The organism is Companilactobacillus huachuanensis (assembly GCF_005404815.1).
GTDB lineage: Bacteria > Bacillota > Bacilli > Lactobacillales > Lactobacillaceae > Companilactobacillus > Companilactobacillus huachuanensis.
In genome coordinates this window covers 14,803-27,830 of record NZ_BJDF01000016.1, presented here as the reverse complement: position 1 = coordinate 27,830, position 13,028 = coordinate 14,803, and the positions used below count along the sequence as shown (strand labels likewise).

Here is a 13,028-nt window from a genome sequence, read left to right as displayed (position 1 = left end):
AGTCGAAATTATTGAAAAATTCACGTTTTAAGTACCTCAAAATAACTTTTTTTGAAGGTTGCTCATCTTCAGAATTGGACAATTTTACCTTTCCGTCTACAGAGCTGTAAACTGCATATTTCAATAAACTATTACTTTTAACATTTTTGAAAACGCAAACATAACTAAACAAACTTGACAATTTGAGTCATTTTGGATAATTTATAAGTATATTCGTAATCAAGTAAATCGTTTTACAGAGAATCTGGTGGCTGAGAGCAGATAACGACTGATTGTGTGACTTTTAATCGTTTGGCAGGCGTTAACTGCAGCAAAAAAACTAGGTGGTACCGTGCAAACTGCACCCTTGTCTTATTTAGACAAGGGTGTTTTTTATTTAAGGAGGATTATATGCGTTATCAAAAACCGAAAGGGACGATGGACATTTTGCCTGGAGAATCTCAAAAATGGCAATATGTTGAATCGATCGCTCAAGATACATTCAATAAATATCGTTTTTCAGAAATAAGAACGCCAATCTTCGAATCATATGAAGTTTTTGAAAGATCTTCAGGTGACACATCTGATATTGTTTCAAAAGAAATGTATGATTTTAAAGATAAAGGTGACAGACGTTTAGCTTTGAGACCTGAGGGAACAGCTGGTGTCGTTCGAGCTTACGTTGAAAATAAACTTTATGGACCAGAACACATCAAGCCTTACAAAGTTTGGTACAAGGGTCCGATGTTTAGATATGAACGTCCTCAATCAGGTCGTCAACGTCAATTTCACCAAATCGGTGTTGAAGCTTTTGGTTCTGATTCTCCGGAATTAGATGCCGAAATTATTTCTGTTGGTTTGGAATTCTTGAACCGTTTGGGAATCAAGAATTTGAAAGTTGCTATCAATACTTTGGGCGATCCAGAGTCAAGAGCAGCCTACCACAAGGCATTAGTTGATTATTTCACACCATTTAAAGACCAATTAAGTGATGATTCGAAAATTCGTTTGGAAAAAAATCCACTACGAATCCTTGATAGTAAAGATAATAATGATAAGAAAATCGTTGCTAATGCACCATCAATTTTAGATTATTTGAATGATGCATCAGCACAACGTTTTGAATATCTCAAGAATCTGTTGGATGATTTAGACATCAACTATGAGGTCGATTCAACAATGGTTCGTGGTCTTGACTACTATAACCATACGATTTTTGAATTCATGGTAACCGATCCTGCTTTTGACAATAAAGAGATTACCGTCCTAGCTGGTGGTCGTTACAATGGCTTAGTTGAAGAATTAGGTGGACCAGAAACACCAGGTATCGGTTTTGGACTTGGTGTTGAGCGTTTGATGTTGCTGTTGAAGGATGAAGATCTTCCAAGTGCAAATAATCTAGATGTTTACTTAGTAACAATTGGAGAAAAAGCTGAACGTGCTTCAGTGAAAATTCTTTCTAGCTTGCGTAGAGCTGGATTCTGTGCAGATAAAGATTATCTACAAAGAAAAATCAAAGCTCAATTTAAGACCGCCAACAATCTAAATGCTAAATATACGGTGACGATTGGTGATTCAGAGTTGGAAAATGATACAGCTAGTGTTAAAAACATGGCAACTGGCGAACAAGTCAGTGTATCGTTGGAAAATTTGGCCGAAGAATTGAAAAAAATCGAGGGATAAACATGGAAGAAAGAACAGAATATTGTGGCAACATTACAGAAGAGTTTGTTGGCAAAAAAGTTTCTTTAGATGGTTGGGTTCAACGACGCCGTGATTTGGGTGGCTTGATTTTCGTTGATCTTAGAGATTATAAGGGAATTGTACAATTAGTTTTTAATACTGATAATCAAGAGGCCCTTGATGTAGCTGAAAACCTTAGATCAGAATATGTTGTTAATATTTTGGGTACCGTTAGACTTCGTGGTGAAGGTGCTACTAATGATGATATGAAGACTGGTAAAGTTGAAGTTGTTGTTGAAAAGGTTGAAATTCTCAACAAATCTTTGACACCACCATTTGAAATTAAAGATGATATCGATTCATCTGAAGAAACTAAATTAAAGTATCGTTACCTTGATTTACGTAGACCTGAGATGCAAAAGGCTATCAGAACACGTGCTCAAATCAAGCATTCTGTTAATGAATATCTTTATGACAATGGTTTTATTGATATTGAAACTCCTAATTTGACACCATCAACACCAGAAGGCGCTCGTGATTATCTTGTTCCTTCACGTGTTTATCCAGGACGTTTCTTTGCTCTTCCACAATCACCACAATTGTTCAAACAATTGTTGATGGTTGGTGGATTTGACCGTTACTTCCAACTAGCACACTGTTTCCGTGATGAAGATCTTCGTGGTGATCGTCAACCTGAATTTACACAAATCGATATTGAAACAAGTTTCATGAACAAGAAGGAAATTCAAACTGTTACTGAAGGACTTATTGCTCGTGTTATGAAGGATGAAAAAGGTATCGAAGTTAAGACACCATTCCCAAGAATCGACTGGGACGATGCGATGGATCGTTATGGTTCAGATAAGCCGGATGTTCGTTTTGGTATGGAATTGCAAAACTTGAATGATGTTTTCCAAGATTCTGAATTCAAGGTCTTCAAGGGTACCATTGACAATGGTGGTCAAGTTAAGGCCATTGTTGTTAAAGGTGGAGCTGACAAGTATTCAAGAAAGAATATTGAAGCATATCAAGAATATATCAAACGTTTCGGGGCCAAAGGTTTGGCATGGACTAAGTATAATGACAACGAATTAGCTGGTGGCGTTGCTAAATTCGTTAAGCCTCAAGAAGCAGCTTTAGTTGAACGTCTTGGCCTTGAAAACGATGACTTATTGCTATTCGTCGCCGACAAGAAAAAGGTTGTTGCTGACGCCTTAGGTTACTTGAGAAAAGCTATTGCTAAGGAACAAAACTTGTACGATCCTAATGAATTTGCATTCATCTGGGTTGTAAATTGGCCATTGTTTGAATACGATGAAGGAATTCAACGTTGGACTGCTGCTCACCATCCATTCACAATGCCAAATGAAGAAGATGTTCATTATCTAAATGATGGCGAAGATCCTCATAAAGCATATGCTCAAAGTTATGATATCGTCTTGAATGGTTATGAACTTGGTGGTGGATCAATTCGTATCCACGATTACAAGATTCAAGAAAAAATGTTGAAGGCTTTGGACTTTACTAAAGAAAAAGCTTATGAACAATTTGGATTCCTATTGGATGCTTTGCAATACGGTTGTCCTCCACATGGTGGTTTGGCTATCGGTTTGGATAGATTTGCCATGTTGCTTTCAGGTAAAGACAATATCCGTGACGTGATTGCATTCCCTAAGAATTCAAATGCTACTGAACCAATGACACATGCTCCACTTGAAGTTGCAAAACTACAATTGGACGATCTTGGAATTGAAGTTAGTAAGAAAGACTAGTTAACTCAATTTACTATCATGCGGGTAACTAAAGGTTGAAAGTTTAATTAAGTATGCCGTTTCCAGAGCTGAAAGTATTCATATGCTGCGCGGAACGATCCGAGCCAAAAAGCGGTATCGAATCTCGGTTGAAGCCTCGCAAAAACCGCGAGTCTTCAACGCGCCCGGTGGTGTAATTGCTGAAGCAATAACGCCACTTTCGCTGCAAATGAATACTCTCAGCTCTTCCAACTATTTTATATTTTCATGGCAGTAACAAATAAAATGAAAACTTCTGCTTATTTAAATAAACTTGTTCTATGCCTGTAACAATAATGTTTATATTAGTTTTTCACCATTCAACCTTAGGCAGGTAAATATTATAAGTTCGTATGACTAGTTTGATTTTATTAAATAGAATGATTTCTTATGAGTTTATATTTTTAATCACATGAAAATGGATTGTATTATGCTTGGTAATTTCAGGTGCGATACAATCTATTTTTGTTGATTGATACAAAATTTTAAAAATAAATTGAATCAGTTTACTATTATCAAAGAATAAGTTAGTCGGAAGAACTGAGAGCATTAACCGGCTGTGGTTGTGGCGTTACGGCTTCAGCCGTTACACCACCGGGCGAGTTTGGAGACTTACCGATCTTTGGTAAGGCTTCAAACCGAGGTACGAGACCGTTCCTCAGGCTCGGACCAGTCCGCATAGCAGGTTAATACTCTCAGCTCTGGAGACGGCAAATTTTAACAACCAATAATAAGCAAATATCTAGAAATAATTTAGTGAAAGCATATACTAAATTGTATATAAGCGAAGGAGTGATTTGATGTCTGAAGAATATAAGAAAGATCTAACCAATCTAACTGACGAAGAATACCAAGTGACTCAAAATGCGGCTACTGAACGTGCTTTTACTGGTAAGTATGATGATTTTTATAAAAAGGGGATTTACGTTGATATAACTAGCGGAGAGCCCTTGTTTTCATCTGCTAAAAAGTACGATGCAGGTTGTGGCTGGCCATCTTTCACCGAACCAATTTCTAAGCTAAGAGAACATCGTGATCAATCATTTGGAATGGAGCGGACTGAGGTTACAAGTAAATCAGCTGGCTCTCATTTGGGCCATGTCTTTACTGATGGGCCACAGGATCGTGGTGGATTACGTTATTGTATTAATTCAGCGTCATTAAAATTCATTCCTTATGAAGATATGGATGAACAGGGATATACTGATTATAAAGAATACGTTGAAAATGGGGATGCAGAATAGATGAAAAAAGAAACTGCAATTTTTGCCGGGGGTTGTTTCTGGTGTATGGTCAAGCCATTTGATGAACAACCAGGTATTATTTCGGTCGTATCCGGATACTGTGGCGGTCACGTTGCTAATCCAACTTACGAACAAGTTTGTACTGAAACCACAGGGCATGCGGAATCAGTTGAAATAACTTTTGATAGTGAAATTGTTACTTATAAAGATTTAGTTGAATTATATTGGCAAATCGCTGATCCAACAGATGCTATGGGACAGTTTCAAGACCGCGGTGACAGCTATCGCCCGATTATTTTCTATCAAAATGAAACTCAAAAAGAAATTGCTGAAGCATCAAAAAAGTCTTTGGCCGATTCAGGTGAATTTTCAGATCCAATTGTGACGAAAATTCAAGCAGCAACAACTTTCTATCCTGCCGAGGATTACCACCAAGACTTTTATAAAAAGAATCCCGAACGTTTTGAACTTGAAGAGAGTGGTGGCCGCGCTAGTTTTATGAAAAAACATCAAAAATAAGCTGAAAACTTTGCTATTTGTGCTAATATGTTTAGGTAACTTATGACGACTAGGAGAGACTTTTAGAATGGGTGAATTAGATAAGCTGATTGAAAGACATCAGAACTTATCCAAAATTTCAATAGCATTTTTATATTCAATTGCTGTTTCAATTGCGGTTAACATGTTCTGGACACCAGGTGGAATTTATGGTTCTGGTGTTACCGGTGCTGCCCAGTTGATCTCGACAATTTCACATCGGTGGTTACCATTTAATCTTTCAACTGCGGTAATGTACTTCGGATTAAATGCACCGTTATTTGTACTTTCTTGGCGTAAAATCGACCACAAATTTACTGTTTTCACGGTAATTGCGGTAGCCTTAGCCAGTTTGATGATGCATTTATTACCGCCAGTAAAAATTACGGCTGATCCACTAGTCTGTGCCATTTTTGGTGCTGCTGCGAATGGTTTTGGTACGGGTATGGCCTTGAGAAATGGTATTTCAACTGGTGGTATCGATATTTTAGGAATTATTTTGCGTAAGAAAACAGGTAAGAGTGTCGGAACGATTAATATTATGTTCAATGTTTTCATTGTTGTCTGTGCTGGATTCTTGTTCGGTTGGGTGCATGCGCTTTACAGTGCAGTTAGTATTTTCATCAATGGTCAAGTTATTGATATGATCTACAACAAGGATCAAAAACTTCAAGTTATGATAGTTACCTCTAAGCCTAAAAACGTCATTACACAAATTCAAAATGAAATGCGCCGTGGTATAACAATTGTGCATGATGCTGAAGGTGCTTATAAGCACGAAGAAAAGACGATTCTTTTCACAGTTATCTCACGTTCTGAATTACACGATTTGGAAAATGCGATGGCTCTCTCTGATCAACATGCGTTTGTGAGTGTTACCGATACGGTCACAGTCATGGGCCGGTTCTATCAGGCTCATATATATTAATTACGAGAGTGGGACAAAAATTGTCAGCTTTCGAGTATAAAATTAAAGAGACACCGTAATCCTATTTTGGCTTACGGTGTCTCTTTAATTTTAATGGAAATAGTTTAGTCTTACTATTATTGGGGACTTATCCCGTATGATATAATTCGGGTAGTTAAGTCAGGGAGGTTTTTTGATGATAATTGGTTCACATGTTGCAATGAAGGCACCTAAGATGCTTGTTGGTTCAGCCGAAGAAGCACACAGTTATGGTGCTAACGCGATGATGATTTTTACAGGTGCTCCACAAAATACGCGACGCAAAGACGTTTCAGAAATGAGAATTCCTGAAGGGCAGGCGCTTTTAAAAGAATATGGTATTGAGCACATTATCGGTCATGCACCATACATCGTTAATCTTGGAAATACCGTTAAACCAGATAAACTACCATTTGGGATTTCTTTTATGCATGATGAATTTTTACGTGCTGATGCATTAGGCATTGAAGCTATCAGTTTTCACCCAGGAGCACATCTGACAGCCGAACCTGAAGTGGCATTAAAACAAATTGGTCAAGCACTGAATGAAGCTATCATGCCGGACCAAAAGGTCAGTGTGGCAATTGAAACTATGGCTGGCAAAGGAACTGAAGTTGGAATTACTTTTGAACAGATTGCCGAGATCTTCGAAAACTGCCAACAAAATGATAAATTATCAGTAACGATGGATACATGTCACATGAGCGATGCTGGCTACGATGTTAAAAATGATTTTGATGGCGTGTTGAATGAATTTGACCATATTATTGGCTTAGATAAATTATCAGTGATTCATTTGAATGATTCGAAAAATGAAATGGGTTCACATAAGGATCGTCATGATGATATTGGCTTTGGTACTATTGGGTTCGATGCATTGAGCTATGTTGCGCGTCATCCACAGTTGGAAAATGTACCTAAGATTATGGAAACTCCTTACGTTAAGAAGGATGAAAACGATAAGAAGGGCGTTGCCCCATATAAGCTTGAAATTGAAATGTTACGGAATAATGTCTTTGATCCAGAAATGAAGAATAAATTGATTGCTGGAGAATAGATATTCAAAAGGCTTTAAGTGTGGTTTAAGCTGGATTTCTAAAGGTTGAAAGTATGTCGTTTTCAGAGTTGAGAGTATTCAATTGCTGCGCGGAACGGCCCGAGCCTGTGAAGCGGTCTCGAACCTCGGTTGAAGCCTCGCAAAACCCGCGAGTCTTCAACACGCCCGGTGGTGTAATTGCTGAAGCAATAACGCCACTTTCGCTGCAAATGAATACTCTCAGCTCTTCCAACTAGTTTATTTTTTTATGCCTGTAACAACAGTGGTTATATTAGTTTTTCACCTTTCAACCTTTAGCTGGATTTTTTTCCATGGAGTCAATGGCAGGAATACCTTTAGATTATATTAAAAATGTTTTAAGCTTTGATAATCAAAAGCTAACAGACTAAGATGGATGTATTTAACGGATTAAAAAAGACATCATAATTCAAAATCGGATTATGATGCCTATTTGTCTTAATATTCGAAAATTGCCCCTATTTTGTTCAACTCTCGTTTGGTATTTGTTAAAAAATAGTTTTAGCTGTTCTGATAACCGTTAAAATTAAGCTTTTCCATAATAATTGCAGCTGTTTCTTCAATTGAACGGTCGGCAACATTGATTACTGGACAACCAAGTTCTTTGTAAATTTGATTTGAATAATCAAGTTCCTTCTTAATTTCATCGCTATCAGAGTAAGTTGTATCGGGATTTAATCCGTAGGCGATCATTCTCTGACGACGAATTTTAAGCAAAACATTCATATCATTAGTCAAGCCAATGATTTTTTTCTTGTCAACGTCCCATAATTGCTCTGGTAGGTTAGTTGTTGGTCCCAATGGTAGATTAGCAACCTTGATGTTTTTATTGGCTAGATAGAGTGATAATGGTGTTTTCGAGGTTCTAGAAATTCCCAGTAGAACTAAATCGGCTTCTAGAAGTCCTTTAGGATTTTGACCATCGTCATTTGTGATGGTAAATTCCATAGCCGAAATCATATCGAAGTAATTTTTATCAAGTTCATGGAGCAAACCTTTTTTTCGTAAAGGCGTTTGGTGAGTCATTTGTGAGAAAGTTCCGATGATTGGATTCAAAATATCGTAATAAACGATCCCGTTGTTCTGGCAAAATTCGTTGATGATTTCACAGATCTCTTTTGAGACAATTGTGTGTAAAACCACAGCTTTTTTCTCTTTTGCCATGTTTAAGATGTTTTTTAACTGATCATCTTTTTTTATAAATGGATATTTTGTAAAAGTGCTATCCATCTCTGGAAATTGTATAAATGCTGCTCTAGCAACTCTCAGAGCAGTTTCTCCGACACCATCGGACAGAACAAAAACGTCTAATTTTTGATTCATAATAAATTCCTCCAAAAAAATGTAAAAAAATATTTGAACATTAGCTTCTTTTTGTTATAATAACATATGAACTGCTAGAGCAATAGTACAGTTACGTTTTAAATCGGAAGGAGGGATTATCATATGGCAAAAACCGTCGTTCGTGAAAACGAGTCGCTTGATGATGCTCTTCGTCGATTCAAACGTTCAGTTTCAAAGAGTGGTACTCTTCAAGAATATAGAAAACGCGAGTTTTACGAAAAGCCAAGTGTCAAGAAGAAGTTAAAGTCTGAGGCTGCCCGTAAGCGCAATAAGAAACGTCGTTAATCGATAGTTTCTAAGAAAATAGGTCCTGATTGGCAATTATGCCTGTCAGGCCTTTTTTTGCTCTTAATTATATAATTCGGAAACGGCAGTCCAGAGTCGAACAAGTGTTATGTTAGTGGTAAAATAATAAGTGCCAAGATATGCACCGTAAAAGTGAATTGTGTTACCTGATGTACTGTTATATCAGGTGATACACGGGAGGGTCGAAATTTATTGACAGAAAACGTTGAACAAATTAAAAAAAGCATTCAGATCAAAAATCCTCAAAATGCAGTTAACCTTTTTGGCGTTAATGACAGTAATTTGCATTTGATTGAAGAGGGTCTCAATGTTGCGATTCATGCATTCGGTGACCGTTTAGACGTAACTGGTGTTGAAAGTGATGTTACCAATGCAATGGCGTTGTTGAAAAAATTGATGGAACTAACTCAATCTGGAATTAGTCTAGGTTCTGCTGATGTTGTCAGTGGTCTTAAGATGCTTGAACGAGGAACTTTGGATTACTTCGGTGATCTCTATAAAGACGAGTTGATCAAAGATTTTAGTGGCAAACCTGTGCGAGTACGTAACTTTGGTCAAAGACAATATGTTAATGCCATTGAACATAATGACATTACTTTTGGAATTGGACCAGCTGGTACGGGTAAAACTTATTTGGCCGTAGTTATGGCTGTAGCCGCATTGAAACAAGGTTCAGTTCAAAGAATCGTACTAACTCGTCCTGCAGTTGAAGCTGGAGAGAGCTTAGGCTTTCTACCAGGTGATTTGAAGGAAAAGGTTGATCCATACATGCGACCAATCTATGATGCCTTATATGCCATTATGGGCTCAGATCATACTAGCCGTTTACTTGAGCGTGGTGTTATCGAAGTAGCTCCTTTGGCATATATGAGAGGTCGGACTTTGGATGAAGCATTTGTTATCTTGGATGAAGCTCAGAATACGACTCGTGAACAGATGAAAATGTTCTTAACTCGTTTAGGCTTTGGTTCAAAGATGATCGTCAACGGTGATATTTCTCAAATTGATTTACCCGGACACACTCGCAGTGGATTAGTTCAGGCACAATCAATTTTGAAAAATTTACCACATGTTGAATTCGTTAATTTCAGTTCAGCTGATGTTGTTAGACATCCGGTTGTTGCTGAAATTATTGATGCTTACGATGAATCAGATAAAATCGAAAAATAATTACTGGGGATTATTATGGACTTAGAAATTTATAATGATGATAATTTAATTGATCAAGCACGTGAAGATTGGGTGAAAGATATTGTCCAATTTACTTTTAACAAATTGGAACTAAAGGACAACACGCAGTTGTCGATCCATTTTGTCACTAAAGATAAGATTCATGAAATTAACAAAGAATACCGAGATACTGACCGAGCAACAGATGTAATCAGTTTCGCTATCAATGATGGTGAGGACTCGTTAGATTACTTAGAAGCACAAATTCCTGATTTGCCAGTTGATTTAGGCGATTTATTCATCAGTGTCGAAATTGTTGATGAACATGCCCAAGATTATGAACATTCATTTGACCGCGAATTGGGTTATACGATTGTTCACGGTATCTTGCACTTAAATGGTTACGACCATATCAAACCTGAAGAAGAGAAGGTTATGATCGGTTTACAAGAGAAAATTTTGAGTGCATATGGTTTAGAGAAATAAATTAAAAAAGAATATTGGACGATAAGCCCGATATTCTTTTTTTTGACCGATCATCTGTATTATAATTATTAACTGAGATATACAAAAAAGGAGACTGAACTAGTGGAAATTAATGAGAAGCAATTATTTGATGTAGCAAATAAGGCTATGACTAATGCCTATGCTCCTTATTCGCATTACACGGTTGGCGCTGCCATTCTGTGTGACGATGGGAAAATCTATTCTGGTGTTAATGTTGAAAATGCCTCATATGGTTTAACAAATTGTGCTGAAAGAACAGCCATCTTCAAGGCTATTTCTGAAGGTGCTAAGCACATTTCTAAAATTGTTATCATCAATGGGACCGAAGAATTATCTAAACCCTGTGGCGCATGTCGTCAAGTTATGAGCGAGTTTATGGGATCTGAGGATACCGTATTTTTAGCAAATAACACCAATGATTTTAAAGAATATACCTTTAAAGAAATTTTGCCACTAGCATTCAGTGATAAGGACATGGATTAACTATGGATAATAAAAATTACAAATCAGGTTTCGTTGCCATTATTGGACGCCCCAATGTTGGTAAATCAACCTTTATGAACCGCATTATTAAGGAACAAATTGCCATCACTTCGCCAAAGGCCCAAACAACCAGAAACAAGATCCAAGGAATTTATACAGACGACGAACGCCAAATTATCTTCTTGGATACACCTGGTATCCACAAGCCACATAATGACTTGGATCAATATATGGATAAGGCCGCTATTTCAGCATTAAAAGAAGTCGACGCTGTCTTATTCATGACTGAAGCTGGTGAAAAATCAGGCCCTGGTGATAAATTTATTATTGAAGAATTGAAGAAGGTTAAGGCACCAGTCTTTTTAGTACTTAATAAGATTGATTTGATCAATCCTGATGATATGGCTCCTCAAATTGATGAATACAAAGATTTGATGGATTTTGCCGAAATTATTCCTATTTCAGCTACTAATGGTAATAATATTGACGATTTAATCGATACTTTGACACAACATTTACCTGTTGGACCACAATATTACGCCGATGACCAAATTACTGATCACCCTGAATATTTCATCGTCGGAGAATTGATTCGTGAAAAGATTTTGGAAGATACGCGTGACGAAATTCCTCACTCAATTGCCGTTGTTGTAGAATCAATGAATCAACGTAGTGAAGCCGGAAAGCTTCAAGTAGAAGCAAACATTTACGTTGAGCGTGATAGTCAAAAACCAATCGTTATCGGTCGTGGCGGTGCCATGTTGAAACATATCGGTATCGGTTCGCGTATTAAAATTGAACATTTGCTTGGCGAAAAGATCAATTTAAAACTTTGGGTTCGTGTGAAGAAGAACTGGCGTGATGATAAGGCATTTTTGGCTAGTGCTGGATATTCAATGAAGGACTTGAAAGATTAATGGCCAACACGCCTACTAATTTTTTTGGTATTGTAGTTCGGCGCCAACGTTACAAAGAACGGGATGCATTAGTCACAATTTTAACCAAAGAATATGGTTTTAAAACCTTTTTTGTACGAGGAACACAGAATGCTAAGTCGAAAATATCAGGTTCGGTGATAACATTTTCATATGGCGAATACTCAGGAGTAATCAAGGATAATGGATTATCATTCTTAAATTCTGCTAGTGATATCAAGCAGTTTGATGAAATTATGCAAGATATTGAATTAAACGCCTATGCAACATTTTTATTTGATTTATATCACGAAGCATTTATTGATGACCCCGTACCCGATGTTTGGTATCGTCAGTTATTTAAGGCCTTGTTATACATTGAAAATGGCTATGATGCCCAGATTATCGTTAATATTATGCAGATGAAGTTACTGGATGCCTTTGGAGTATCACCAAATATGGATTCTTGTGTCGTTGGAGGAGAAACCGAGGGAAACTTTGATTTTTCAGTTCTTCTAGGTGGCCTATTGTGTTCAAAACATTTTGATAGCGACATTCATCGATTACACATTCCCAAACGCATCGTGTATTTTCTTAGACTGTTCAGTAAAATCGGCTTAGATCAAGTGGGTAAAATTGAAATCAAAGAGAATAATAAAGATTTGATTCAACATGCAATTGATTCCATCTATCTTGGAACAGTGGGATATTATCCAAAGAGTAAGACATTTATCGATAAAATGAAAAGATGGCATATTTAGATTCGATTCAAGTATGCCGTCTCCAGAACTGAGAGTATTCAATTGCTGCGCGGAACGGTAAAATAAACACTTCTGCTTATTTAAATAAATTAGCTTTAGACTTGTAACAACAATGGCTATATTAATTTTTCGTTTTTCGACCGTTAGTCCTTAATACTAAAAATTAGATATAGTCTTGCTATGTTTGGTTTCAAGATGCGACAGAAAATTTTTCGCCTTTTAACATTTATCCAGTAATATCTAGTCGGAGGTGGCCAAGAGAAGTAATCTGCAGTGAAGGTGGCGTTAG

The 13,028-nt window shown here is 37.1% G+C and carries 13 protein-coding genes; 12 read left to right on the top strand and 1 reads right to left on the bottom strand.

The window, feature by feature from the left end:
- Positions 1-390: 390 nt before the first annotated feature.
- From hisS to FFM71_RS09580, 6 genes are all read left to right on the top strand, one after another.
- Positions 391-1,662: a histidine--tRNA ligase gene (gene hisS / locus FFM71_RS09605; RefSeq protein ID WP_137611956.1), complete on the top strand. Its 1,272-nt coding sequence runs from the start codon at positions 391-393 to the stop codon at positions 1,660-1,662.
- 2 nt (positions 1,663-1,664) lie between these two features.
- Positions 1,665-3,434, top strand: a complete 1,770-nt coding sequence (gene aspS, locus FFM71_RS09600; protein ID WP_137611955.1) for an aspartate--tRNA ligase — start codon at positions 1,665-1,667, stop codon at positions 3,432-3,434.
- 818 nt (positions 3,435-4,252) lie between these two features.
- Complete coding sequence (gene msrB, locus FFM71_RS09595; protein WP_137611954.1) at positions 4,253-4,696, top strand: peptide-methionine (R)-S-oxide reductase MsrB; 444 nt, start codon at positions 4,253-4,255, stop codon at positions 4,694-4,696.
- Positions 4,697-5,215: a peptide-methionine (S)-S-oxide reductase MsrA gene (msrA, locus tag FFM71_RS09590; RefSeq protein ID WP_137611953.1), complete on the top strand. Its 519-nt coding sequence runs from the start codon at positions 4,697-4,699 to the stop codon at positions 5,213-5,215.
- Positions 5,216-5,282: 67 nt separating this feature from the next.
- The gene (locus tag FFM71_RS09585; protein WP_137611952.1) at positions 5,283-6,161 is read left to right on the top strand and encodes a YitT family protein; all 879 of its coding nucleotides are present in this window, start codon (positions 5,283-5,285) and stop codon (positions 6,159-6,161) included.
- Positions 6,162-6,336: 175 nt separating this feature from the next.
- Positions 6,337-7,236, top strand: coding sequence for a deoxyribonuclease IV (locus FFM71_RS09580; RefSeq protein ID WP_137611951.1), 900 nt, complete (start codon positions 6,337-6,339; stop codon positions 7,234-7,236).
- A 519-nt stretch (positions 7,237-7,755) separates the two neighbouring features.
- On the opposite strand, the gene FFM71_RS09575 is transcribed toward FFM71_RS09580, so the two are convergent.
- On the bottom strand, positions 7,756-8,577 hold the full coding sequence (locus FFM71_RS09575; RefSeq protein WP_137611950.1) for a pyruvate, water dikinase regulatory protein: 822 nt from the start codon (positions 8,575-8,577) through the stop codon (positions 7,756-7,758).
- A 123-nt stretch (positions 8,578-8,700) separates the two neighbouring features.
- On the opposite strand from FFM71_RS09575, the gene rpsU reads away from it, so the two are divergent.
- The 6 genes from rpsU (at position 8,701) to recO (ending at position 12,739) form a co-directional block, all read left to right on the top strand.
- Positions 8,701-8,883: a 30S ribosomal protein S21 gene (gene rpsU, locus FFM71_RS09570; protein WP_057879777.1), complete on the top strand. Its 183-nt coding sequence runs from the start codon at positions 8,701-8,703 to the stop codon at positions 8,881-8,883.
- 213 nt (positions 8,884-9,096) lie between these two features.
- A complete protein-coding gene (locus FFM71_RS09565; RefSeq protein ID WP_137611949.1) occupies positions 9,097-10,074 on the top strand; it encodes a PhoH family protein in 978 nt (325 codons plus the stop codon).
- A 15-nt stretch (positions 10,075-10,089) separates the two neighbouring features.
- Positions 10,090-10,560, top strand: a complete 471-nt coding sequence (gene ybeY, locus FFM71_RS09560; protein ID WP_137611948.1) for an rRNA maturation RNase YbeY — start codon at positions 10,090-10,092, stop codon at positions 10,558-10,560.
- A gap of 72 nt (positions 10,561-10,632) precedes the next feature.
- The gene (locus FFM71_RS09555) at positions 10,633-11,064 is read left to right on the top strand and encodes a cytidine deaminase (RefSeq protein WP_506256163.1); all 432 of its coding nucleotides are present in this window, start codon (positions 10,633-10,635) and stop codon (positions 11,062-11,064) included.
- Positions 11,065-11,066: 2 nt separating this feature from the next.
- Positions 11,067-11,981, top strand: coding sequence for a GTPase Era (gene era, locus FFM71_RS09550; protein ID WP_137611946.1), 915 nt, complete (start codon positions 11,067-11,069; stop codon positions 11,979-11,981).
- On the top strand, positions 11,981-12,739 hold the full coding sequence (gene recO / locus FFM71_RS09545) for a DNA repair protein RecO (protein WP_137611945.1): 759 nt from the start codon (positions 11,981-11,983) through the stop codon (positions 12,737-12,739). Before era ends, recO begins: the two co-directional genes overlap by 1 nt.
- The last annotated feature ends 289 nt before the right edge of the window (positions 12,740-13,028 follow it).